Origin of the sequence: Glycomyces sp. NPDC048151 (assembly GCF_043202775.1) — a bacterium.
Classification (GTDB): domain Bacteria; phylum Actinomycetota; class Actinomycetes; order Mycobacteriales; family Micromonosporaceae; genus Glycomyces.
In genome coordinates, this window is record NZ_JBIDBB010000011.1 from 1 (window position 1) to 22,663 (window position 22,663).

The following is a 22,663-nucleotide window of genomic DNA, read 5'->3' on the forward strand; positions in this document are numbered from 1 at the left end:
CAGAACAGGCCGAACCAGAGCGGGAAGAGGACGACCATGAGGCCGATGGCCCAGGCGGCGAAGATCGGGGCGCCGATGGCGCGCGAGATCGGCGCGCCGATCCAGGCGTAGGCGGCGACGATGAGTGCGCCGGGGACGAGGTGGAGGGCGATGGACAGCGGGATCGAATGGCGGTCGGCGAGCAGGAGTTCGACGAATCGGTTGCGGGGGCGGGTCTGGGTGGCGGCGCTCTGGGCGGCCGGGGAGTTCGTGTTCATGTGGAGAATATTGATCCGCGCGCCTGTCACAGGCCTGTCCCGCCGCTGTCGCCGAACAGGAAGGGCCTGACAGGTGCCGCACGCTGTGGTGGCAAGCGCCGTCCGTCGACGTGTAGGTTGCGGTGATGGCCGACTTGCAGTTGAGCGACATCGTGATCGACGAAGCCCTCGTGCGGGCGATGCTGCGGGAACAGCACCCCGACCTGGCCGGGCTCGAGCTGCGGGAAGTCGACGGCGGCTGGGACAACCGGATGTGGCGACTCGGCGACGACCTGGCGATCCGCATCCCGCGCACGCCGCGCGGGCCCGAGCTCCTCGAGCAGGAGTACCGCTGGGTCCCGGACCTCGCTGAGCGGCTGCCGCTCCCGGTGCCGACCCCCGTCAGGCTCGGCACGCCAGGCGACGCGTTCCCGGCGGCGTGGCTCGTGACCACCTGGGTCGCGGGCGAGCCGGTCGACCGTAAGCCTCTCGAAAACGGCCCCGAATCGGCCGACGCGCTCGCGGGTTTCCTTGCGGCCCTACACGAGACGGCCCCCGAGGACGCGCCCGTCAACCCGCACCGGAGCCTGCCGCTGCCGGACCACGCCGATGACGTGGAGCAGGGCATCGAAGCCTGGTCGACCGAGGCGAACGCGGCCGCGATGCGCCGGGTCTGGAACGACGCGCTCGCCGCCGACCCTTGGAAGCTTGCTCCAGTGTGGGTCCACGGTGACCTGCACCCGGCGAACGTCCTCGGGACCGACGGCACCCTGACGGGCGTCATCGACTTCGGCGACATGGGCGCGGGCGACCCCGCCGCGGACCTTTGCGCCGCCTGGATGCTCCTGCCCGAAGGATCGGCTGAGCGGTGCTTCGAGGCCTACGCCGACGCGGACGAGTCGACCATCCTCCGGGCGCGCGGATGGGCGCTCATGCGCGCGTTCGGGCTCCTCCAGGTCGGCTACGCGGGCGAACAGGGCTGGGCCGGAGGCAAGATCACCTGGAAGGCGGCTGGAGAGGCGACCCTCGCTCGCCTCCTCGCCTAGCGGCGATGCGGCTCGTGGCCGTCTTCGGCGGAGGCTTTTCCTGAGCGGCGCAATGCCAGTTCCCAGCTCGAGGACTGGCCTGCTCGCCCGGAACGGGGTTGGGAGCCGCCCGGCTCGGAAGTCGCTACCAGTGGCCGATGACGGGGGCCCGGTGTCCGCACCGCTGCCACTGCTCGGTGACGCGGGCGAGGCGGTGGGCGGCGGCCATGGAGACGAGGCCCGCGACCTTGCCGCCGCGCGGGTCGAGGACCACCAGGCCCGCCACGCGGTCGTCCACGACCGCGAGCGCGGCCGGGGCGCCGTTGACGATCGCCGAGTGGAACGTCACGGCCCCGCCCACGAGGTCGCGTTTGGCCGGGGTCGGCTTGAAACCGGCGCGGAGCCAGGCGGCGATCCGGTCGGGGAGGGACTCGTGCCGGAGCTTGTCCATGAGGCCGAAGCCGTCGGAGACGGCCGTCGCGTCGTCGGTCAGCAAGGCCACGAGGCGGTCCGTCTCGCCGGAAGTTGCGGCGGCCAGGAACTCCTCGACGATGCGGTGGGCCGCTTCGCGGTCGACGTGGACGGCGTCGCGTCCGGCCGCGACGTGGCGGCGGGCGCGGAGGGCGTGCTGCTGGCTGGCCGCGACCGTGATGTCGAGGATGTCGGCGATCTCGTTGTGGCTGTAGGCGAACGCCTCACGCAGGATATAGACGGCGCGTTCGACCGGCGAGAGCCGTTCGAGGAGGATGAGGACCGCCATGGACACTGACTCGCGCTGCTCGACCGTCTCGGCCGGGCCGAGCATCGGGTCGCCTTCGAGGAGCGGTTCGGGCAGCCACGCGCCGACCGCCCGCTCTTTGCGCGCCTGCGCCGACCGGAGCCGGTCGAGCGCCAGGTTGGTGACCACTTTGGTCAGCCACGCTTCGGGGAGCCTGATGTGGTCGCGGTCGGCCGCCTGCCAGCGCAGGAACGCGTCCTGCACGACGTCCTCGGCGTCGGCCGCCGAACCGAGCAGGCGGTACGCCAGCGAGGCCAGCCGGGGCCGGCCGGCCTCGAAGCGTTCCACGGTGGCGGCGTCCATGAGCGCCACTCTAGGCGGGCACCGTTTCGGCGGCGCGCACGGACGGGGCGGCCATGCCGTGCCTGCGGGCGGGCATCCCGAACGTCGGGTTCGCGACGCCCCAGGTGGCGCCCGTGAGGATGCCGTTCTTGATGCCCGCTGCGGTGCGGCCGCACATCGCGCCCTTGGTCTTGACGTCGCCGCCGACGACCTGCAGGATCGCGTCCTTGCGGCCGAGGCTGATGTGGTTGCCCACGTAGACGAGTCCCTTGCGCTTGACCGTGCGGCCGGTGAGGTCGCCGATGATCGCGGCGGTCGCCTGCTGGCTCGTGAACCCGGCCGATGCGCAGGACATCGGCAGCGGCCGGCCGTTCTCGCCGATGACGAACGCGGCGTCGCCCGCGGCGTAGACGCCCGGGTGGGAGACCGAGCGCATCTGGCGGTCCACGGTGATCTGGCCGTTCGCTTCGACGGCGAGGCCGCTCGCGGCGGCGATCGGGTGGACCGCGAATCCGGCGGTCCACACCGTCGCGTCCGAAGCCAGGAACCCGTGCGCGGTGTGCGCGCCGCCCGCTTCGACGCGGTCGACGGGGGCGTGCTCGTGGACCTCGATGCCGAACCGGTCGAAGGCCCGCAGCAGGTGGCGGCGCGCCTTGGGGCCGAGCCAGCCGCCGAGTTCGCCGCTGGTGGCGAGGACGACCTTGAGGCCGGGGTGGGATTCGGCGATCTCGGTGGCGCCTTCGATCGCGGTCAGGTTGCCGCCGACCCAGAGCACGGTGCCGTTGCCGCACAAGGCGTCGAGGCGGTCGCGCAGGCGCAGGGCCGCAGGGCGCGAGGCGATGTGGAAGGCGTGCTCGCCGACGCCCGGCACGCCGTGGTCGGCGACGGTGCTGCCGAGCGAGTACACGAGCGTGTCGTATTCGAGCGCGTCGAGGCGGTTCCCGTCGTCGATCACGACGGTTTTCCCGTCGGCGTCGACGGCGGTGACCCGGCCGAGTTCGATGCGTACGCCGGTGCCCGCGAAGATGTCCGCGAGCGGCCGGTGCTTGAGCGTCTGCCCGGCGGCGACCTGGTGGAGCCTGAAGCGCTCGACGAAGTCCGGTTCGGCGTTGACGAGCGTGATCCGGAAGTCGTCGCGGTCGAGGTGGCGCGCGAGGTACCCGGCGGCGAACGTGCCGGCGTATCCCGCGCCGAGGACGGTGATGCGGTGCTGCATGGTCTCGCTCCTGTCTGGTTTCGGTTGACTCCCTTTGAACGGGACGGCCGCCGATTCCATGACAGGAGCGAGCTGTGACCTGCGTTACTTGAATGCGGTGGCGTTGCGCTGCGCCCAGTCCGCGAACGACGTCGCCGGGCGGCCGGTCAGCCGCTCGACCTCGCGGTTGTCCGCGAGTTCGGCCGCGTTCGGGCTGCCGAGCGCATCCAGCGCGCCCTCGGCGATCTCGGGGGACCAGACCTGCGTGAACATCGCGAACGCGTCGTCCCGGGTGAGCTCCATGAACTGCACCGTCTCGCCGATCGCCGCAGCGATCGCGGCGGCCTGCTCGCGCGGGGTCACCGCCGCCGGGCCCGTGATCGTGTAGGCCCGACCGGCGTGCCCGTCCTCGGTGAGGGCGACCGCGGCGACCGCGGCGATGTCGGCCGGGTCGATGAGGCGCAGGCCGACGTCGCCGAACGGGGCGGCGATCGCGCGGGCGGTGCGCACCGGCTCGGCCCACATGAACGCGTTGGAGTGGAACGCGCCCGGGCGGACGAACGTCCACTCCAGGCCGGACGCCTTCACGGCGTTCTCGTAGACCAGCTGCGACGGGTCGTCGCGCGTCTCGGCGCGCTGGCTCGACAGCAGCACCACGCGGCGGATCCCGGCGTCCTTCGCGGCGGCGAGGACCGGGGCGAGGTCGTGGTCGGATTCGCGGGTGAGCAGGAACAGGCGGTCGGCCCCGTCGAAGGCCGGGCGCAGGGTCTCGGGGTCGTTCAGGTCCGCCTGGACGTGCGCGACGCCCTCGGGGAACGCGGCGGCGCTGCGGGAGACGGCGGTGACCTTCTCGCCTTCGGCGAGGAGCAGTTCGACGAGCGGACGGCCGACGTTGCCAGTGGCTCCGGTGACGACGATCATTGGTTTCTCCTTGTGTCGGTGGTGAAACCAAAGCTAGGAGGCTTGCGGCGGTTCCGGAAGGACGCACTTCGAAGTAAGCTCATACCGTGTTGGTTGGAAATCAGGTGGCTTGGCCCAGCGTCCGGGGCGAACGTGAGGTGTTTCACCGTCAGTGCCCGGCCGTGCAGGTCCTCGACCACATCACGAGCCGCTGGGGCATCTGGGTCCTGCTCGCGCTCAACGAAGGCGAGCTGCGCTTCTTCGAGCTGCGCGAGCGGGTCGAGGGCGTCAGCGAGAAGATGCTCTCGCAGACCCTCAAGAACCTCACGGGCGACGGCCTCGTGTGGCGGCACGTCGAGCCCACGGTCCCTCCGCAGGTCACCTACGGCCTCACCGAACTCGGCGAGGGCACCGCGCAGCAGCTCGGCGGCATGTTCGACTGGATCCGCGGCAACGCCGAGACGATCATGGACGCCCGCGCCAAGGCCGAGGGCTAGCCGAACCCCATCTCGGCCTTGACGATCCGGCCCGGCCGCTCGTCGGCGCGTGCGGCGACCTCGCCGTCCGGCGACCAGATCGCCGAGTTCCCCACGGCCTCCGGGTAGTCGCTGCCGGGCCCCGCGAAGCAGGCCTGGACGACCCAGATCCCGTAGCCGCGCGCGATCTGCGGCATCCGCCTGTCGCGCCGGGGAAGCCCCCGCGGCGTGTAGAGCGACCCGGCGATGTACGCGTCGATGCCGCCCAGCCCTGACCGCTTGGCGAACTCGGCGGTCGCCGGCGCGTGCTCGAACATCATGGTGTCGCGGCAGATCGCCAGGCCGAGCCGCCAGCCGTCCAGTTCCAACACGACGTGGTCGCGGGCGGCGCGGAAGCGCCGCGACTCCTCCTCGTCGGGGTGGACCTTCCGGTAGGCGACCGCGACGCCCTCGCCGTCGATGCGCAGCGTCGCGATGTACTCGCCGCCGTCCTCCGCAACGGGCGCGCCCGCCAGGGCGACCGAGCCGGTCTCGGCGCACGCCGCGATGATCCCGTCCAGTGCCGGATCCGCAAGGGCCACAGCCGGAGCCGCCATCGCGTACGACGAGAGCGACAGCTCCGGGAAGACCACGAGCCGCGCCCCGGCCTCCCGGATCGCTTCGGCGTGGGCGGCAGCGTTGGACGCGAGGTCGCCCGCCCGCAGCAGCGGCTGCGCGGCGGCGACGGTCAGGGGCCGGGGGAGTCCGCTCATGGTCCGAGCGTATCCGGGACCGGGGATGGAAGTAGGCTCCAGTCACCGTTACCACCCCGCGATCAGAGAGGCCCTTCGCATGTCATACCCCGAACCGAAGTACTTCGGAGACACCGGCGAAGCCACCGCCGTCGTACGCCGAGGCGACTCGCCCGCCGACATCCTCTTCGACAACGGCCACGCCGACTACCTCGCCAAGGGCGCGGCCACCGGCGGCGAGTTCGGGCTCTACCGATGGAACATGGGCCCCAAGAAGGGCGGCCCCGGCGCGCACTACCACAAGACCATCTCGGAGTCCTTCTACATCCTCGACGGCACCATCACCATCTACAACGGCAACGAGTGGGCCCCGATGAGCAAGGGCGACTTCGTGTACGTCCCGCAGGGCGGCCTCCACGGCTTCCGCAACGACACCGACGAGCCCGCTTCGATGCTCCTGCTCTTCACCCCGGGCGCGGTGCGCGAACCCTACTTCGAAGGGCTCGCGACCATCGGCGAGATGACCGAGGAGGAGCGCGCCGCGTTCTTCATCGAGCACGACAACTACTGGGTCGAGGAGGCCTAGCCGCCGAGCAGGCCCCGCTCGTAGCCCGCCGCGACCGCGGCGGCGCGGTCGTTGACCTCGAGCTTCGCGTAGACGTGCATGAGGTGGGTCTTCACGGTGGCCTCGCTGATGAACAGCTCTGCGGCGGCCTCCTTGTTGTTGCGGCCCTTCGCGACCAGCGCCAGCACCTCCAGCTCCCGCTCGCTCAGCGGGCCGGTGCTCGGCGCAGGCTTGCGCACCCGGTCCATGAGCAGCGAGGCCACGGATGGCGCGAGGACGGTGCCGCCTTCGTGCGCGGACCTGATGGCGCGCTGCAGCTCCGCGGGCGAGGCGTCCTTGAGCAGGTAGCCGCTCGCGCCCGCCTCGATCGCGGGCAGCACGTCGGAGTCGGTGTCGTAGGTGGTCAGGACGAGCACCTTGGCGGCCGCGCCGCGCGCTGCCAGGTCCCGGATCGCCGTCACGCCGTCGGTGCCGGGCATCCGCAGGTCCATGAGGACCACGTCGGGGCCGAGGGCGAGCGCCCGTTCGACCGCTTCGCGGCCGTCCGCGGCCTCGCCCACCACCGTGATGTCCTCGCAGCGGTCGAACATGCCGCGCAGGCCGTCGCGCACCACCGGGTGGTCGTCGACGATGAGGACGCGGATCGGTTCAGACGGCATCGGCCACCGCCCGCGGGACCGCCGGGACGATCGCCGACACCACGGTGCCCGCGCCGGGCTCGGACTCGATCGACAGGCTCCCCGCGAGGCGGCCCACGCGCTGCCGCATCGCCGCGAGGCCGTACCCGCTGCCCTTGGCGGCCTTCGTGTTCGCCGGTTCGAAACCGACCCCGTCGTCGCGCACGTCGAGCGCCAGCTGGTCATCCATGTAGGAGAGCGTAATACCGACCCGCGACGCCCTGCTGTGCTTGGCGGCGTTGGTGAGCGCCTCCTGCGTGACCCGCAGGAGCGTCACCTCGACCTCCGGGTGCATCGGCTGCGCGTCTCCGGTGGTCGTCAGCTCCACCGGCACCTCGTGCTGCGCCGACCACTTCGAGGAGACCTCCGCGAGCGCCTCGGGGAGCTGCGCCGTGTCGAGCGTCGGCGGGCCGATGGCCTGCACGGTGCGGCGGGCCTCGGCCAGGCTCTCGCGGGCGAGGTCGGCGGCGCTGTCGAGATGGCGGCGGCGCTGCGCCGCGTCGTCGGTGCCGTCGGCGGCGTGGAGCTGCGCGATGATCCCGGCCAGGCCCTGGGCGACGGTGTCGTGGATGTCGCGGGCCATGCGCTGGCGCTCGTCGAGGATGCCCGCTTCCCTCGCCTGCGTGAGCAGCTGCATGTGGAGCCCGGCGTTCTCCTCCAGGGCCGCCTCGCGGGCGAGGAGCGCCTCCTCGCGCTGCGTCCGCAGCCGCACCAGCTTCTCGTTCAACCCGAAGCCGGAGCTGATCGCGGCGGTCTGGACGAGGACCACCACGGTGTAGATCACGGCGGCCTGGGCGTCCGCGCCGGGGGAGGTGACGATGCTGGAGTTGACCACTATGGAGCTGGCGCCGATCCCGGCGGCGAGCGCGGGCATGGTCTTCATGTACCCGGCGTGGAAGAAGCCGGTGACCACGAAGATGAAGAACATCATGTCGCGGGCCATGAGCGCCGCGCCCAGCGCGAGCATCACGAACAGGTACACGGCGAGGCGGGCGCTCGAGGCCTCGTCCTTCGACGGGATCCGGGTGAACATGAGGTACACCCACAGGGCCGTGGCGGCGGCCAGTGCGAGGGTCTGGAGCTGGTATTCCAGCGGCCGCTGGGAGATCAGCGAACTGAGGGCCGCGCTGAGCCCGAGCGTCGCGTACGGCATCCAGTCGAGGAGCCGGTGGTACAGGGACTCGACCTTGGAGTGCTGTTCGGACAGCTCCTCGGCGGTGCGCGACACCGGCTCCATGACTGCTACTCCCACTTGAAGACTCGGGCGGCGACGGCTCCGGCGCCGATGGCGGTGGCGGCCATGACCAGGAGCGGGATCGCGGCGGGGGCGGTGCCCGTCCAGGCGTCCAGAAGGGACTGCACGCCCGGGGGCACGTAGTCGCCGACCCGGGCGAGCGCGTCGGGCAGCATGAACCGGGGGAGGTACACGCCGCCGAAGAACATGGCCGTCATGAACAGTACCGTCGCGAGGGTGGTGGCGGCCTGGGACGTCGGCGCGAGGGCCGCGACGAGCATGCCGAGCGCGAAGACGGCGGTGATGCCGAGGACGAATGCGATCGCGAAGCCCAACGCGTGCTGGGGGAGCGGCACGTCGTACACCAGCGCCCCGGAGACGATGACGAGCGCGGCCGACAGGAGCGACCCGCCGAGGTTCACGATGAGCTGGGCGAGCAGCAGTTTCACCGGGTGGACGGGGGTGGCGTGCATGCGGCGCAGCACGCCCTTCTCGCGGTAGCCGGCGAGGACCGTGGGGAGGTTCGTCAGGCCGATGACGCCGACGGCCATGACGATGACGGAGGGCGCGAAGTAGTCGATGAACCGGACCCCGTCCATGTCGGGGGAGGGTTCGCGGAGCATCGGCACGGCGCCGAGGCCGAGCAGGACCGCGCTGGGCAGGAGCAGCCCGACGACGAAGGTCATCGGGTCGCGCAGGAACAGCTTCGCTTCGATCTGGACGAGCTTCATGAGGGCGTGCATGGCGTTCTCCTTGGGGTGCTTAGTTGTCGAGGGTCTTGCCGGTGAGGGCGACGAACGCGTCGTCGAGGCTGACCTGCTCCACGCGCAGGTCCGCGGCCACGATGTGGTTGCGCGCCAGGACGGACGCGACGGCCTGGAGGAGGTTCTCGCCGCCGGTGACGACCACGTGCGGGCCGCTGCGCTCGACGCGGGCGACCTCGGGAAGGTCGAGCAGGAGCGCGTCGGGGAACTCGGCGGAGGGTCGGAACCGGACCCGCTGCTCCTCGCTGACGCGGGCGGTGAGCCCGGCCGGGGTGTCGAGGGCGACGATCTTCCCGGAGTCGACGACGGCGATGCGGTCGCAGAGCCGCTCCGCCTCGTCCATGAAGTGTGTGACCAGGATGATCGTGACCCCGGAGTTGCGGACCTGCTCGATGAGGTCCCACGTGTCGCGCCGCGCCTGCGGGTCGAGCCCGGTGGTGAGCTCGTCGAGGACCGCGACGCGGGGGTTGCCGACGAGCGCGAGCGCGATCGACAGGCGCTGCTGCTGGCCGCCGGAGAGCTTGCCGAACGGGGTCTTGCGCTTCCCGCCGAGGCCGAGCTTGTCAAGGAGCCGTTCGGTGTCGGCGTGCTCGCGGTAGAACGACGCGTAGAGGTCGATGGCCTCGCCGACGCGGATGCGGTCGGGCAGGCGGCTCTCCTGGAGCTGGATGCCGAGGACCTGCTTGAGTTCGGCGCCGTCGCGCTCGGGGTCGAGCCCCATGACCTTGACGCTGCCGCCGTCGCGCGACCGCAGCCCCTCGACGCACTCCACTGTGGTGGTCTTGCCCGCGCCGTTGGGGCCGAGGATGCCGAAGATCTCGCCTTCGCCGACCTCGAACGAGATCCCGTCCACTGCACGGAAGTTCCCGTAGTCCTTGACCAGGTCCTTCACTTCGATGATCGCCATTGCGGCCTCCCTGCTTCGTGTACGTCAACACTCGCAGGAACGGCGGTGCGCGGCATCGACCGCGCGGCTGCGGCACCGGTTGATCCGGCGCATCAACCGATCGGTGGATGCGTTCAGCCGCTGTGGGAACGGCGAAGGGCGCCTGTACGGCACGCCCTTCGCGCGGTTCAGGACAGGGTGAAGCGCTGGGTCGCGTCCCCGGCGTCGCAGGAGTCGGTCGCGGTCGGCTCGCCGGAGCTGGAGGAGCGGCCTTCGAGGATGCCGACGCACATGCCGGAGGCGCTGGTCGCGATCGTGTAGACCCCGCCGCCCTGCGGTTCGAGCTCCCAGAACTGGGTCTCGGTGAACTCGCAGCCGTAGGCGGCCATGAGGTAGCCCTCCTGGTCGGCCGGGGCGTCGGCGCCCATGCACGCGCTCCAGTCGGGGAAGTGGAGGTTGAAGACGTACACGCCCTCGTCCCAGGCGACGACCTGGATGGTGGACGGGTTCGCCGAGCCGCACCCGGCGAGGACGACGACGGTGCGGCCCTCGTTGCCCGGTTCGGGGCCGGTGCTCAGGCAGAGGCCGCTGGCCTCCTGCTTCACCTGGTACCAGCCGTCGCCGGGGTAGGTCGGCGGCGGCGGTTCGGCCTCGGTGGGCTCCTCGCTCTCGCGCGGCTGCTCGGGTTCGTCCTCTTCGGATGGTTCAGCGCTGGGGGAGGCGGACGGGCTGGGGCTCGGCGACGGTGACGCGGACGGGGTCGACGTGGCGTTCATTGCGGTCGAGGCCGGTTCAGTCGCGGCGGCGGGCTCCGGGTCGTCCCCGCCGCCAGCGGCCATGACGGCGGCGACGATCGCGACGAGGAGGACGAGCGCGACGACGGCCGCGACGCCCGCCATGGCCTGGCTGGTGCCCAGCCGCAGGCGGGCCTTCTCCCAGGTCTCGCGGAGTCTCGCGGGCAGATCGGTCCCGGCGGAGTGCCGGGGGACGCGCGGATCTCGTGGTGGCACGGATGGTTCCTTTATGGCGGGATGCGGGGGTTTCAGGGGACCAGGAGCGCGAACCGCTGCTCCGGGTCGTCCGGGTCGCAGGGGGCGGTGGCGAGGGCCGCGCCCGCTTCGGCGGCGGCGTCCTCCAAGAGCCCCAGGCAGAGTCCGGAGGCGACGACACTGAACGTGTAGGAGTCGGCTCCGGCCCCGGTGAGCTGGAACCGCTGGAGGTCCGTGTCGGCGCAGTCCTGCCCGGCGGTGAGGTACCCGGCCTCGTCGGCCGGTTCGTCGGCGCCCCAGCAGGCCTGCCAGTCGTCCGCGGCGAAGTCGAGGCCGACGGTGTAGACGCCGCCGCCCTGGGAGGCGAACGCGAGGCCCGCCGGGTAGGTCGCGGCGCAGTCGCCGAGGACCATGACACTGCGGGCCTCGTTGCCCGGCTCGGGCCCGTTCGTGATGCACAGGCCGGTGGCCTCCTGGCGGGCCAGGTACGCGCCGTCGGCCGGGAGCGTCGGCGCGGCCTCGCCTTCGCTTGCGGCAGAGGAGGTCTCGCCGCCCGCACCGGGCGGGGCGCTCTCGTCCCCGCCGCCGGAGGCGACGACGGCCGCGACGATCGCGACGAGGAGGACCACGGCGACGACGGCGGCCGTGGCGGCGACGGCCTTGTTCGCGCCGATGCGGTCGCGGAGTCCTTCGAGGCCGTGCTGGATGCGGTCGGGCAGGTCGCGCTGCGCACGCTGGCGCGGATCGGTCTGGGTCACAGGGGTTTCCTAGCGGTGGGCGGCGGCGGGGCCGGGCGGCCCCGCCGGGGGCGGCGGGCGGCGCCGGCTACTTGGTGTAGTTCTTCCCGGTGTCGAACCGCTCGATGAACAGGTCCTTCGTGTATGTGTCGTAGCGCTGGTTGTTCTTCCACCCCATGTAGTCGCGGATGTCGCCGAGCGCGTCGGTCACGCTGTAGCTGTTCGGGTCCCGGGAGGAGTAGCCGTCGGTCACGTCCTCGACGGACTTGAGCCGCCATTTCCCGGTGTCGGGGTCCTTCTCGGTGAGGCCGGGGAACGCGTCGTGCAGCTCCTCGACCGTGCGCCCCGAATCCGGGTCGCTGACCAGGGTGTTGACGATGGCGTGCGCGAAGTTGAAGTTCATCTCGTCGTTCGTCACGCCGTCGGCGCCCTTGCCCGGGTTGGCGCCCGGGGAGAACATCCCGCCGCTGGCCTCGGTCACGTTCGGGCCCCACTTGCCGACCTCGAACGCCTCCTTCGCGGCGATCTCCCAGACGATCCTGGCGCCCCTGACCGGTGGCAGCGAGGTCACGATCTCCTTGGCGATGGCGGCGCCGCCGCGCAGCCACGCGGACTCCTGCTTGTTCTGCTTCGTCTCCAGCGCGGCGTCGTCGAGCCCGTCCTTGTAGACGTTCTCGTATCCGGCGTCGAGGAACCCGAGCAGCCGCCCGGTGTACGCGGCGTACTCGGAGGCCCCGTCGCTGTCGCCGGCGAAGCGGTTCTCGGCCTCGCCGTCGTTGTGGCCGTCGATGTCGCCCCAGGACGGCAGGGTCGCGCCGTCCAGATAGACCTTGGCGTAGACGGCCTCGCCGAGGGCCTGCCCCGAGGCCTCCCCGCCCAGGAGGAGCTCGAACATGTTCGCGCGGTCGTGCATCTGGAGGTAGGCGGTGCGGTCGGCGGGGTCGAGCGTCCAGTTGACGAAGGTGCTCTCCTCGACCTTGTCGGAGACCATGTCGGGGTCCTGGGCGTACCAGTCGAGGAACGGGATGGTGGCGCTCGTGAGCGCGTTCGTGATCTCGGGGTTGGCCGCGCCGAGCGGCGCCCTCTCGAAACCGGCCGTCTTCCCGAAGCCGTCGGTGAAGAATTCGAATGCCGACTGGTCCCAGTGGCCGCCCGCCTTCTCGTTCGTCATGGTGTCGACGACGGAGAAGTACGACTCGGCGGCGTCACGCGCCAGGAACGGGTCGGAACCGTGCAGTGCGCCGGGGATCCAGTCGATGATCTTGGACGCGGCCGCGCCCCCGTCCTCCCATTTGCGGCCGAACAGGCCGCGCAGCAGGTGCTCGCGGCTCTCGTCGCCGTACTCGGGGTGCTTGACGAACCCGGTGAGCAGGTCGGCGTTCAGGTCGTTGTCGCGGGTGACGACCTCCATGATGGCGGCGAAGCCCTTGTCGGCGTCCTGCCAGTGGCCGAACTCCTCGACGCCGTTCATCTGGTTGTAGATGTTGCGGTGGTCGGTGCCCGCGTCGGACTGGCGGTCGATCGTGTCGGCGATCATCCAGACGAGCCCGGTCGACAGCTCGCGCCCGGCCTGGAGCTTGTCGAGGCCCTGGCCCGCCGCCGCGCCGAGCATCGGGGCGATGCCCTCGAGCATCTCCGTGTAGTCGTACGGCCCGCCCCCGAACGGCGCCTTGCCGGTGCCGTTGAGGTACTCGACGTGCCTGCGGAGGCTCTCGGGGAGCCGTTCGACGCCGCCGCCGAGGCCGGACTGCGACAGCGCCATGAGCCCGCCGCCCATCGCGCCGAGCAGCAGGGCCTGGTCAGCGCCGGAGTAGCCGTTCTCCTTGAAGTACTCCGGCAGGTAGTAGAGCATGTTCTGCTCGGTCCAGCCGTTGAGGCCGGGCCCGTCCATCCCCGCGAAGAACTGCTCGAGGAACGCCAGCTCGCCCTTGGAGAGCGCGATGTCCTCGCGCCCCTGCAGGTGCTCGGCGCGCTCGGCGAGGGTCATCATGGTCTCGAACAGGGCCCGCAGCTCGGGGGTGAGCTCGTCGCCGTTCTTGAGCGCCGCGGCCAAGGCCTCGGCGAGGTCCTTGCCGTCCGCGCCGACCAGCGGCAGGGCCGCGTCCTTCCCGAACACGTTGAAGCCCATCCAGGTCCCGATCCCGCCCGCTGCGAGGGCCTGGAGGTTCTCGGGAGTGGGCCCGCCCTTGAGCATCCCGCCGATGTCGGCGGCCTGGCCCTTGAACTTCTCGTAGAGGGCCTTGGCCTTCTGGTTCATCTCGGCGAGCTTGAGCGCCCCGGCGGCGGCGGTGGCCTGCTCGGCCTGCTCGGCGCGCTCGGCCTTCGTCAGGTTCGGCGTCACGCCGCCCACTTCGGACTCGCGGATGCCGAACGAGTTGCCCACGGCCGCTTCCCACTCGTCGATGAGGGCCTGCCGGGCGCCTTTGAACTCGGTGACCCACGTGGCCCACCGGTTGGTGACCATGGAGCCGTAGACGGCGCCCTGCATGGCCGTCTGCGCGGCACCCTCGAACTTGCCGCCCTCGCGGGCGAGCGGCGCGGCGACGAGGTCGGTGAACTCGACCGCGGAGGCCCGCATCTGGCCGACGACGTCGGAGCCGCGGCCGATGATGCGGCCGCTGTGCGCCTGGAGGTACCCCGACTCGGCCGAGAGGTCGCCCTCCTGGGCCTTCGTGTCGGGCGGGTCGAAACTGCCGATGGTGGGAATGGTCGCCATGGCTTGCCGTCCTCTGTCAGTTCGCGGAGATGCCCGCGGGGGAGGGTTTGGGGGCGGGGATGTCGACGGTGTCCGCGTTCTCGGCGTCGGTCCCGACGCCGTCGGTCACCGACAGGACGGTGGTGGCGCCGACGCTCTCGCCGTGCGCGGCGGTCGCGTTCAGGTCGGTCGCCCACTTCTCGCCGAAGTCCTCGTAGCCGCCGGTGACCTCGGGCTCGCCGGCGGCGTCGATGCAGCGGCCGACCGCGCCGATGAGGTCGGCGCGCAGGGTCTGGAAGCTCTCGGCGAGGGTCATGGTCTCGGAGCCGGAGGCGCTGGCGGGGTTGGGGTTCGTGCCGAATTCATCCATCGGTCCTCCAGGGGGGGGTGCAGGCGCGGATTCCGGTCAGCGTACCGAGAATCCCTGAGTTTTGGAATAACATCAGGTGAACTGTCTTCGTTGCGCCCCAACAGAAGTGACACAAGTTGATCATGTTCCGGGGTAATGCTCCAGGTGTCCAGAGTGGTGGTCGCGGCCCTTTACTTTCGCTTCACCCGCGTGTCAACATGAACCGATACGCTCCCCCGCACAGGCCGTCCACAGCTCCTTAGGAGGCACCCCGCATGGCCGGAATCGGAACGGAATTCGGGCTCTCAGTAGCCAACGCCCTCACCACCAGCGCCAACAACCACGGCACCTCCGTCGAGGGCCTCACCGCCGACCTGCAGGCCCTCATCGGCGAGATGGAGGCCGACGTCGACGCCCAGCAGGGCGAGTCGCTCGTCGCCTTCCAGCGGGCCAAGGCCGCGTTCGTCGAGGCGTACAACCAGATGGCCGAGAAGTACGGCCTCAGCGCCCTCGCGCAGGGCGCCACCAGTGACGACGGTTTCACCACCGACGACCAGAACGTCGGCGGCTACACCGGCGCCGAGGGCAACCTGCCCGGCATCAAGCCCGTCACGATCCAGATCTAGAAGGGACACTCCACTATGCCTGGTTCAGGGTTCGAGCTCTACGGCAACGTCGGCAACCTGCAGGACCTCGCCGGCGTCCAGCACACCTACCGCGGCCGCTTCGAGGCCATCCTCGGCGAGATCAAGGGCCACGTCACCACCGTGCAGGGCCAGTGGGTCGGCGCCGGCACCGACGGCTTCGGCACGTTCAACACCACCACCGAAGGCGAGTTCACCGAACTCCAAGCCGCCTTCAACCGGCTCGCCACCGCCACCGACGACTCCGCCACCAACTGGTCCGGCACCATGACCCGCATCAACTCCCGGTGGGGCGGGTGACCTCGGAGACCGCCGAGACCCAGGCGAGGCCCGCCGAACCCGGCGCCGACCTCGCCCCGATGGCCATGCGGCGCACCGGCCAGAGCGAACGCTACGTGCTCCAGGCCGCCGCCCTGCGCCGCCGCCAGCTCCGCGCCGCCGTCCTCTACGGATCGGCGCGGAGCTGGCGCCAGCGCCAGCCCCTGTGGCCCGCCGCCCTCATCGGCGCGATCTGCGTCGCCCTCGTCGTCGCCGCCTTCGCGGTCGCCAACGCCTTCGAGAAGCAAAAGCAGCGCGAAGCCGAAGAGGAAGCCGAACGCACCGCCCTGAGCGCGCCGCCCGCCGCCGTGCTCGCCGAAACCCCCTAGCTTCCAAGCGAAAAGGCCCGCCTTGCCCGGTCGATACAGCACCGTCACCGTCGTCGGACCCCGCGCCACCCGCGACCTCGCCCTCCCCGACGACCTGCCTGTCGCCGAACTCCTCCCGCAACTGCTGCGGCACACCGGACCCGAGGAACCCGACGAGGACGGCACCGGCTGGGCGCTGTCCACCATCGACGGCACCACCTACGCGCCCGCCGAGACCCTCGCCGCCCGCCCCGTCCCCGACGGCGGCGTGCTCCTCCTCCACGACGCCACCGCCGCCGCCCTCCCCGACACCGTCGAGGACGTGCGCGACGCGGTCGAAGACGCCGTCGACGCCGGCGGCGCCCGCTGGGACCCCGGCACCGGCCGCCTCCTCGCCGTCGCCACCGCCGGACTCCTCGTCGCCGCCGCCGCGTTCAGCCCCGGCGCCGACCCCGCGATCCTCCTCACCGGCGGCCTCGTCTGCCTCCTCGCCGTCCTCATGTCCTGGTGGTCGGCCCGCCAGCACGACCTCATGACCCACCTCGCGCTCACCGGCGGCGCGCTCTGGGCCGGACGCGTCGGCTACACCGCCGTCGGCGTCCTCGCCCCCGACGGCGCGGCCCACCCGGCCACCCGCCTCATCGGCGCCGGGATCGCCGCGCTCCTCCTCGTCACCGCCGCCCGCGCCGGAGCCCGCCTCGCCACCGCCTACGCCGTCGGCCTCGCCTGCGCCCTCGCGCTCAGCGCCGGGGCCTGGGCGCTGTGGACCCACACCGGACTCAGCGCCGTCCGCGCCCAGACACTCGTCGTCCTCATAGGAATGTTCGTGCTCGCGCTCGTCCCGCGTCTCGCCATGGCCTCCGCCGGGCTCTTCGCCCTCGACCGCGACGTCCGCGCCGGGGAACCCACCACCGACGTCCACCTCGGACGCCGCCTCGAAGCCACCGACGCCCGCCTCACCGGCGCGGTCGGCGGCATCGCCGCGACCACCGCCGCCTCCGCGGCCCTCCTCGCCTCCCAACCGGACCCGTGGGCCGCGCTCATGGGCACGTGCGCCGCCCTCGCTCTCCTGACCCGCTCGCGGATCTTCGAACTCGTCCGCCACGTCGCGCCGCTGCGGCTGTGCGGCATGGCCGCACTCGCCTGGGCCGCATGGCAGTGGATCGGCCAGTCCGAGCCGCTGCTGGCGTGGCTCCCGGCGCTGGCGGTCCTGGCCGGGCTCGCGTACGTGTCGGTCGCGTCGGTGTCGCGTTCGGCGGTGTCGGCGGCCTGGTGGCGGCGGGTCGTGGCCGTCGCGGAGACGATCCTGGTGGCGGGCATGTTCGTGCTCGCCGGGCACCTGGCGGGCCTGTACGCGATGGTCGCCGGGGTCTGACATGGGCACCGACGTCGTCCGCCGCCCCGCGCGGCGCCCCGCGCCCGAGGTCTCCCGGGAGCCGATCACGCTCGCTTCGCCTCCGGCCCTGGGCGAACCGCCGTCGGCGGCGATGGGCGCGCCGATGCTCATGATGCCGCTCATGTCCGGCTCGGGCGCGATGATCATGGTCCTGTCGAACCTGGAACGGCCCCTGTACGCGACGGCGGGCCTGCTCATGCTCGTCGCGAGCGTCGCGATGGGCATCGTCCTGTTCGCCGCCATGCGCTCGGGCCCGAGGCGGAAGCTCCGGCAGGAGCGCGAACGCTACCTCGACTACCTCGAGGACGCCCGGCACACGATCCGCGAGGCCGTGAAGGCCCAGCGCGACCACGCCGCCCGCCGCCACCCGCACCCCGGGCTGCTCCTCGGCCTCGCGTGCGACCCGGGCCGCCGCTGGGAGCGGCGCGCCACCGACGCCGACCTCCTCACCGTCCGATGCGGTCTCGCGGCGGTGCCGCTCTCCCGACCGCTCTCGCTGAAGATCGACGAGCAGAACCCGCTCACCGTCTACGACCCCGTATGCCAGTCGGGCGCAGAGGAACTCGTCGACCAGTACGCGCGACTGGCCGACCAGCCGCTCACGCTCGACCTCGCAGTGGTCGGCGACACCGCGATCGTCGGCGAGTACGCGCGCACCCGCGCCGCCGCACAGGCCATGCTCGCGCAGCTCGCGGTCCTCGTCGCCCCCGAGGACCTGCGCGTGGCCGTCGTCGCCCACCCCGGCATCGCTCCCGAGTGGACGGCGCTCTCGTGGCTGCCGCACCTCCTCGCCGACCCCCGCGAGAGCGAAGCGCCCGTCCCGCTCATCTGCTCCACCACAGCCGAACTCGCCGAACTCCTCGCCGACGACCTCGCCGTGCGCGCCGCCGAACTGCGCCGCCGCCGCGGCGGTCCGCCCGGGCCCGGCTCGCGCCGCCTGCTCGTCGTCGTCGACGGCGAGCACCAGGTGTCCCTGCCCGGCCTCATGGGCGACCTCGAAGCGGCGCACCTGCTCGGCGTCCACGTCTGGACCCTCGTCGCCGAGCAGCGCCAGGAACCCGAGCACACCGCGGCACGCATCAAAGTGGACGACGACACGATCGCGGTGACCCGCATCGAACGGTCCGAAGGCGCCGTCGCCGAGACCACGAGCACCGGCGCGCCGGACCGGATCGACCCCGCCGACCTCGCCGCGATCGCCCGCGCGCTCAGCCCCTGGCGGCTCGCGCTCGACGACGTCTCCCGCGCGCTCTCGGGCGTCCACGGCCTCGCGGACATCCTCGGCGTCGCCGACCCGGCCGAAGTGGACTGGCGCCGCACGTGGGCGCCGCGCGAGGAGTCGTCGCTGCTGCGCGTCCCGTTCGCCGTCGACGCCGACGGCCGCCCCGTCGAACTCGACCTCAAGGAGTCCGCGCTCGGCGGCATGGGCCCGCACGGCCTCATCGTGGGCGCCACCGGCTCCGGCAAGTCCGAGGCCCTGCGCACCCTCGTCGCCGCGCTCGCGGTCCGCCACCCGCCCGAACGCCTCGCATTGCTCACAGTGGACTTCAAGGGCGGCGCGACGTTCGCCGACTGCGACGCCCTCCCGCACAGCGCCGGGGCCATCACCAACCTCGCCGACGACCTCGGCCTCGTCGACCGGTTCGCCGAAGCGCTCTACGGCGAGATGTCACGCCGCCAGCAGCTCCTCAAGGACGCCGGGAACCTCCCCAACGTCCACGCCTACCACAAAGCGCGCCAACAGCACCCCGACCTCGAGCCGCTCCCGCACCTGCTCGTCATCATCGACGAGTTCTCCGAACTGCTCACCGCCAAGCCCGACTTCTCCGACCTGTTCGTCGCCGTCGGCCGCATCGGCCGCTCCATCGGCGTGCACCTGCTCCTCGCCACGCAGCGGCTCGAGGCCGCCCACCTGCGCGGCCTCGAATCGCACCTGTCCTACCGGATCGGCCTGCGCACCTTCTCCGAAGCCGAGAGCCGCGAGGCCATCGGCGTGCCCGACGCCTACCGGCTCCCGCCCGAACCCGGCTCCGGATACCTCAAAGTGGACACCACGATCTTCACGAGGTTCAAGGCCGCCATGGTCTCCGGCAAGTACACGCCGCCGCGCGAGGAAGCCGACCGCGCCCTCCCGGTCCTGCGCTGGCCCGTGCCGCCGGTCGTTGACGTCCTCGACTCCCTCACGGGCCGAACCGAAGAGCGCGAACTGCCCGACGCCGAGCACAGCGTCCTGCGCGTCCTCGTCGCCTCCCTCGCGAGCGCCACCCAGGCCGAGGGCATCGACCCCGTCCGCCCCGTCTGGCTCCCGCCGCTGCCCGAATCCCTGCCGCTCAACCGGATCGACCCAGCCGAGCCCGACGGCACCGTCACGGCCGTCCTCGGCCTCCTCGACCATCCGCGCGAGCAGCGCCAAGGCCCCCTCGAATGGGACCTCGCGGGCGCGGACGCCAACCTCGTCATCGTCGGCGCGCCCGGGTCGGGCAAGTCCACGCTCCTGCGCACCCTCGTCTCCAGCCTCGCCCTCCGCTACCCGCCGCAGGCCGTGGCCGCCTACGTGATCGACTACGGCGGCGGCGCGCTCGGCGGCCTCGCCCGGCTCCCGCACGTCGCCGTCGCCGCCGGACGCGCCGAACCCGAACTCGTCGCCCGCACCCTCGCCGAAGTCCGATCCCTCCTGGACTCCCGCGAGATGCTGATGCGCCGCAAGGGCATCGACTCAGCCGCCGGGCTGCGCCGCGCCGCCGGCGACGGCACTGTGGACGTCCCCGGCGACCTCGTCCTCGCCGTCGACGGCTGGGGCGGCCTCACCGAAGCCAACGAAGACGCCAACGACCTGCTCATGGAGATCGCCTCGCGCGGCCCCGCGCTCGGCGTCCACGCCGTCCTCACCGCCGTGAACTCCTCGCAGGTGCGCGCCCGCCTCGCCGCGTCCTTCTCCGGCCGCATCGAACTGCGCCTCGCCGACGCCTTCGACTCCGTCATCGACCGCAAGCTCATCGAGGAGCTCCCCAAGGAGATCCCCGGCCGCGTCCTCACCGCCGACAAGCGCTTCGGCCACATCGCCCTGCCCCGCATCGACGACCTCGACTCCACAGAGGACCTCACCGACGGTTTCGCCGACCTCGCCCGCGAGGCCCGCCGCCGCTGGCCCGGACCCGGCGTCACCGCCGTCAAAGCCCTCCCCGTCGACATCGCCCTGCGCGAACTCCTCCCCGCGCCCGACCCGCACGGCGACCCCTACGCGCTCGCGCCCGTCGTCGGCGTCGCCGAAAGCGACCTCGGCCCCGCCGTCATCGACTTCGACACCGACCCGCACCTGGTCGTCTTCGGCGACACCCAGACCGGCAAGACCACGCTCCTGCGCACGATCATGCGCCAGACCGTGCGCCGCCCCCACACCGAAGCCGGGATCTTCCTCGTCGACTACCGCCGCTCCCACCTCGAAGAGGTCCCCGAGGAGCACCTCATCACCTACTGCAACACCGCCGCCCACGCAGCCCAGAACGCCGCCGAACTCGCCGAGGCCCTCAAGAAGCGCCTCCCCGGACCCGACGTCACCCCCCGGCAGCTGCGCGAACGCTCCTGGTGGGCCGGCCCCGAGGTGTTCGTCGTCGTCGACGACTACGACCTCGTCGTCACCTCTGCCGGAAACCCGTTGGCGCCCTTGACCGAACTCGCCGCCCACGGCGCCGACCTCGGCCTCCACCTCATCCTCGCCCGACGCACCGGCGGCGCCGGCCGCGCCGTGTACGAACCGCTCATGCGCCAGCTCTGCGACATGTCCAGCCCCGGCCTGCTCTTCTCCGGCGACCGCCTCGAAGGCCGGCTCATCAACGGCACCGCCAGCCGCCAGCTCCCGCCCGGCCGCGCCCTCCTCGCCCGCCGCGGCCAGACCCCCGACCTCGTCCAGATCGCCCGCGCCGACTGACCACCGCCGCCTGCGGCCGAACACGCCCGTATGGGCGGCCCCGGGTAGACTGGCCCGCCGCGCCCGCGGCCGGGAACGTCACCGGGCAGATCCTCCAGTCCAACGGCGGCGCGCTGGCGGGCCGCTGACACCTCCGAACGGGAGCCCATGGCATTCTTCTGGTTCGTCGTGCGGCTCCTGGCCGTCACCGCCGGTTTCGCCGTGCTGCACTACTACCTGTGGTGGCGGCTGTTCCGCGACACCACGAAGCCCGGGTCGCGCTGGCGCGCGACCGGCGCGGTCGCGCTCGGCGTCCTCGCGCTGTTCGGTCTGCTCGCGCGGTTCCTGACGCCTTCCGATGCGCCGCTCGACGTCCAGGCGTTCGTCGGCTACCCGGGCCTGATCTGGTTCGGGCTGTTCCTGTACCTGTTCGGCCTGCTCGTCGTAGGCGAGGCGATCCGGTTCGCCGTGATCCGCCGCGCCCGGCGCGGCATGACCGAGGCCGAGATCGCAGCCGACCGCGCCGACGGCTTCTGGCACCACCTGCGCTCGATCCTCGTCTGGCTCAAACTCTGGAAGCGCCCCGAGACCCCGGGCCCGGAGCCAGAGCCAGCCGAACCGGCACCGGACAACGCCAGTAATACGTCACGCACCACCCCTGCGGGCGAAGGGTCCACACCCGACAAGGCCGGTAGTACATCACATGGCACCGGTCGGACGCGACGGCTGGTCATGTCGCGGGCGATCGGCCTGAGCGCGTCGGCGCTGGCGGTCGCGACCGTGGGCCACGGCCTGTACGAGGGCTACCGGACCCCGCCGCTGAAGCCGGTCCAGGTCAACCTGGCGCGGCTCGACCGGCGGTTCGACGGGTACCGGATCGCGGTCGTGGGGGACACGCACTTCTCGGCGGTGCGCGGGCGCGGCTACTGCGAACGCGTGGTCGACCAGATCAACCGGGCCCAGGCCGACATGATCGCGTTCGTCGGCGACCTCGCCAGCAACGAGGCCGACCAGGTCCGTGACGCCACCGATCCGCTCGCGCGACTGGAGTCCCGGGACGGGACGTTCTTCGTCGCGGGCAACGCCGAACACTATGTGGGCGCGGACGAGTGGTACGACCGCGTCGCCGAGCTCGGCATGATCGGCCTGCCGAACACGCGCGTCGAACTGCCCGCGTTCGACGTCGCGGGCGTGAACGACCTCGTCGTCGAGGAGCGCCACTTCGAAGACGAGACCGGCCCCGATTTCGAAGCGGCCCTGGGCGACCGGGACCCGTCCCGGCCGGTGGTCCTCCTCGCGCACCAGCCGAACGCGGTCGACCGCGTCGCCGGATACGGCGTCGACCTCCAGCTCTCCGGGCACACCCACGGCGGCCAGATGTGGCCGGTGCACTACGCGTCGCTCATCCGCAGCGGCCAGCTCACCGGTCTGGAGCTGCACGGGGACACGCAGGTGTACGTCACGAACGGCGCGGGCACCAACGGCCCGCCGATCCGGGTCGGCGCGGACGCGGACATCACGGTGATGACCTTGCGGGCGGGGAAATAGCGGGGGATGTCGGTGCCCGCCGC

General features: G+C 71.9%; 21 protein-coding genes and 1 pseudogene. 9 read left to right on the top strand and 13 right to left on the bottom strand.

Going from position 1 to position 22,663, the window contains the following annotated elements; genetic code table 11:
* Positions 1-257 (bottom strand): annotated as a pseudogene (locus tag ACGGCP_RS23905) (CPBP family intramembrane glutamate endopeptidase); the annotation flags it as partial.
* A 125-nt stretch (positions 258-382) separates the two neighbouring features.
* Between ACGGCP_RS23905 and ACGGCP_RS23910 the strand changes: the two are divergent.
* Positions 383-1,282, top strand: coding sequence for an aminoglycoside phosphotransferase family protein (locus tag ACGGCP_RS23910; protein ID WP_392970159.1), 900 nt, complete (start codon positions 383-385; stop codon positions 1,280-1,282).
* A 124-nt stretch (positions 1,283-1,406) separates the two neighbouring features.
* On the opposite strand, the gene ACGGCP_RS23915 is transcribed toward ACGGCP_RS23910, so the two are convergent.
* From ACGGCP_RS23915 to ACGGCP_RS23925, 3 genes are all read right to left on the bottom strand, one after another.
* Complete coding sequence (locus ACGGCP_RS23915; RefSeq protein ID WP_392970162.1) at positions 1,407-2,342, bottom strand: sigma-70 family RNA polymerase sigma factor; 936 nt, start codon at positions 2,340-2,342, stop codon at positions 1,407-1,409.
* A gap of 10 nt (positions 2,343-2,352) precedes the next feature.
* Positions 2,353-3,537 (bottom strand): NAD(P)/FAD-dependent oxidoreductase, encoded by a 1,185-nt coding sequence (locus ACGGCP_RS23920; protein ID WP_392970165.1) that lies wholly within the window; start codon positions 3,535-3,537, stop codon positions 2,353-2,355.
* 84 nt (positions 3,538-3,621) lie between these two features.
* Entirely contained in the window at positions 3,622-4,437 is an 816-nt protein-coding gene (locus ACGGCP_RS23925; RefSeq protein WP_392970168.1) for an SDR family oxidoreductase, read from the bottom strand.
* A gap of 161 nt (positions 4,438-4,598) precedes the next feature.
* Here ACGGCP_RS23925 and ACGGCP_RS23930 point away from each other — a divergent pair, with 161 nt between their 5' ends.
* Positions 4,599-4,913, top strand: a complete 315-nt coding sequence (locus tag ACGGCP_RS23930) for a winged helix-turn-helix transcriptional regulator (RefSeq protein ID WP_392970171.1) — start codon at positions 4,599-4,601, stop codon at positions 4,911-4,913.
* Here the strand turns inward: ACGGCP_RS23930 and ACGGCP_RS23935 are convergent.
* A complete protein-coding gene (locus tag ACGGCP_RS23935; RefSeq protein WP_392970174.1) occupies positions 4,910-5,644 on the bottom strand; it encodes a carbon-nitrogen hydrolase family protein in 735 nt (244 codons plus the stop codon). The two genes, ACGGCP_RS23930 and ACGGCP_RS23935, sit on opposite strands and share 4 nt — an antisense overlap.
* Before the next feature lie 79 nt (positions 5,645-5,723).
* Between ACGGCP_RS23935 and ACGGCP_RS23940 the strand changes: the two genes are divergently transcribed.
* Entirely contained in the window at positions 5,724-6,209 is a 486-nt protein-coding gene (locus ACGGCP_RS23940) for a cupin domain-containing protein (RefSeq protein WP_392970177.1), read from the top strand.
* Here ACGGCP_RS23940 and ACGGCP_RS23945 read toward each other — a convergent pair.
* From ACGGCP_RS23945 to ACGGCP_RS23980, 8 genes are all read right to left on the bottom strand, one after another.
* Positions 6,206-6,847: a response regulator gene (locus tag ACGGCP_RS23945; protein ID WP_392970180.1), complete on the bottom strand. Its 642-nt coding sequence runs from the start codon at positions 6,845-6,847 to the stop codon at positions 6,206-6,208. The genes ACGGCP_RS23940 and ACGGCP_RS23945 overlap by 4 nt on opposite strands.
* Positions 6,837-8,102: a sensor histidine kinase gene (locus tag ACGGCP_RS23950; protein WP_392970183.1), complete on the bottom strand. Its 1,266-nt coding sequence runs from the start codon at positions 8,100-8,102 to the stop codon at positions 6,837-6,839. Before ACGGCP_RS23950 ends, ACGGCP_RS23945 begins: the two co-directional genes overlap by 11 nt.
* 5 nt (positions 8,103-8,107) lie before the next feature.
* Entirely contained in the window at positions 8,108-8,842 is a 735-nt protein-coding gene (locus ACGGCP_RS23955) for an ABC transporter permease (RefSeq protein WP_392970186.1), read from the bottom strand.
* 19 nt (positions 8,843-8,861) lie between these two features.
* Entirely contained in the window at positions 8,862-9,770 is a 909-nt protein-coding gene (locus ACGGCP_RS23960; RefSeq protein ID WP_392970188.1) for an ABC transporter ATP-binding protein, read from the bottom strand.
* A gap of 167 nt (positions 9,771-9,937) precedes the next feature.
* Positions 9,938-10,759: an RICIN domain-containing protein gene (locus ACGGCP_RS23965; protein ID WP_392970191.1), complete on the bottom strand. Its 822-nt coding sequence runs from the start codon at positions 10,757-10,759 to the stop codon at positions 9,938-9,940.
* Between the two features lie 32 nt (positions 10,760-10,791).
* Positions 10,792-11,496, bottom strand: a complete 705-nt coding sequence (locus tag ACGGCP_RS23970; protein WP_392970193.1) for an RICIN domain-containing protein — start codon at positions 11,494-11,496, stop codon at positions 10,792-10,794.
* A 67-nt stretch (positions 11,497-11,563) separates the two neighbouring features.
* A complete protein-coding gene (locus ACGGCP_RS23975) occupies positions 11,564-14,191 on the bottom strand; it encodes a hypothetical protein (protein WP_392970196.1) in 2,628 nt (875 codons plus the stop codon).
* A gap of 16 nt (positions 14,192-14,207) precedes the next feature.
* Positions 14,208-14,540, bottom strand: a complete 333-nt coding sequence (locus tag ACGGCP_RS23980; RefSeq protein WP_392970198.1) for a hypothetical protein — start codon at positions 14,538-14,540, stop codon at positions 14,208-14,210.
* A gap of 254 nt (positions 14,541-14,794) precedes the next feature.
* Between ACGGCP_RS23980 and ACGGCP_RS23985 the strand changes: the two genes are divergently transcribed.
* From ACGGCP_RS23985 to ACGGCP_RS24010, 6 genes are all read left to right on the top strand, one after another.
* Entirely contained in the window at positions 14,795-15,145 is a 351-nt protein-coding gene (locus ACGGCP_RS23985) for a hypothetical protein (protein ID WP_392970201.1), read from the top strand.
* A gap of 15 nt (positions 15,146-15,160) precedes the next feature.
* Positions 15,161-15,463, top strand: a complete 303-nt coding sequence (locus ACGGCP_RS23990) for a hypothetical protein (protein WP_392970204.1) — start codon at positions 15,161-15,163, stop codon at positions 15,461-15,463.
* Positions 15,460-15,810, top strand: coding sequence for an ABC transporter permease (locus ACGGCP_RS23995; protein ID WP_392970207.1), 351 nt, complete (start codon positions 15,460-15,462; stop codon positions 15,808-15,810). Before ACGGCP_RS23990 ends, ACGGCP_RS23995 begins: the two co-directional genes overlap by 4 nt.
* 22 nt (positions 15,811-15,832) lie before the next feature.
* Positions 15,833-17,164, top strand: a complete 1,332-nt coding sequence (gene eccD, locus ACGGCP_RS24000; protein ID WP_392970209.1) for a type VII secretion integral membrane protein EccD — start codon at positions 15,833-15,835, stop codon at positions 17,162-17,164.
* A 1-nt stretch (position 17,165) separates the two neighbouring features.
* Positions 17,166-21,113, top strand: a complete 3,948-nt coding sequence (eccCa, locus tag ACGGCP_RS24005) for a type VII secretion protein EccCa (protein WP_392970212.1) — start codon at positions 17,166-17,168, stop codon at positions 21,111-21,113.
* Positions 21,114-21,260: 147 nt separating this feature from the next.
* Positions 21,261-22,640 carry a metallophosphoesterase gene (locus tag ACGGCP_RS24010; RefSeq protein WP_392970215.1) on the top strand — a complete coding sequence of 460 codons (1,380 nt, stop codon included), beginning with the start codon at positions 21,261-21,263 and terminating at the stop codon, positions 22,638-22,640.
* The last annotated feature ends 23 nt before the right edge of the window (positions 22,641-22,663 follow it).

Bases quoted from the DNA above. Each gene is read 5' to 3' on its own strand.
- ACGGCP_RS23910 (WP_392970159.1), top strand. From the start codon at position 383: ATGGCCGACTTGCAGTTGAGCGACATCGTGATCGACGAAGCCCTCGTG.
- ACGGCP_RS23915 (WP_392970162.1), bottom strand. From the start codon at position 2,342: ATGGACGCCGCCACCGTGGAACGCTTCGAGGCCGGCCGGCCCCGGCTG.
- ACGGCP_RS23920 (WP_392970165.1), bottom strand. From the start codon at position 3,537: ATGCAGCACCGCATCACCGTCCTCGGCGCGGGATACGCCGGCACGTTC.
- ACGGCP_RS23925 (WP_392970168.1), bottom strand. From the start codon at position 4,437: ATGATCGTCGTCACCGGAGCCACTGGCAACGTCGGCCGTCCGCTCGTC.
- ACGGCP_RS23935 (WP_392970174.1), bottom strand. From the start codon at position 5,644: ATGAGCGGACTCCCCCGGCCCCTGACCGTCGCCGCCGCGCAGCCGCTG.
- ACGGCP_RS23940 (WP_392970177.1), top strand. From the start codon at position 5,724: ATGTCATACCCCGAACCGAAGTACTTCGGAGACACCGGCGAAGCCACC.
- ACGGCP_RS23945 (WP_392970180.1), bottom strand. From the start codon at position 6,847: ATGCCGTCTGAACCGATCCGCGTCCTCATCGTCGACGACCACCCGGTG.
- ACGGCP_RS23950 (WP_392970183.1), bottom strand. From the start codon at position 8,102: ATGGAGCCGGTGTCGCGCACCGCCGAGGAGCTGTCCGAACAGCACTCC.
- ACGGCP_RS23955 (WP_392970186.1), bottom strand. From the start codon at position 8,842: ATGCACGCCCTCATGAAGCTCGTCCAGATCGAAGCGAAGCTGTTCCTG.
- ACGGCP_RS23960 (WP_392970188.1), bottom strand. From the start codon at position 9,770: ATGGCGATCATCGAAGTGAAGGACCTGGTCAAGGACTACGGGAACTTC.
- ACGGCP_RS23975 (WP_392970196.1), bottom strand. From the start codon at position 14,191: ATGGCGACCATTCCCACCATCGGCAGTTTCGACCCGCCCGACACGAAG.
- ACGGCP_RS23980 (WP_392970198.1), bottom strand. From the start codon at position 14,540: ATGGATGAATTCGGCACGAACCCCAACCCCGCCAGCGCCTCCGGCTCC.
- ACGGCP_RS23985 (WP_392970201.1), top strand. From the start codon at position 14,795: ATGGCCGGAATCGGAACGGAATTCGGGCTCTCAGTAGCCAACGCCCTC.
- ACGGCP_RS23990 (WP_392970204.1), top strand. From the start codon at position 15,161: ATGCCTGGTTCAGGGTTCGAGCTCTACGGCAACGTCGGCAACCTGCAG.
- eccCa (WP_392970212.1), top strand. From the start codon at position 17,166: ATGGGCACCGACGTCGTCCGCCGCCCCGCGCGGCGCCCCGCGCCCGAG.
- ACGGCP_RS24010 (WP_392970215.1), top strand. From the start codon at position 21,261: ATGGCATTCTTCTGGTTCGTCGTGCGGCTCCTGGCCGTCACCGCCGGT.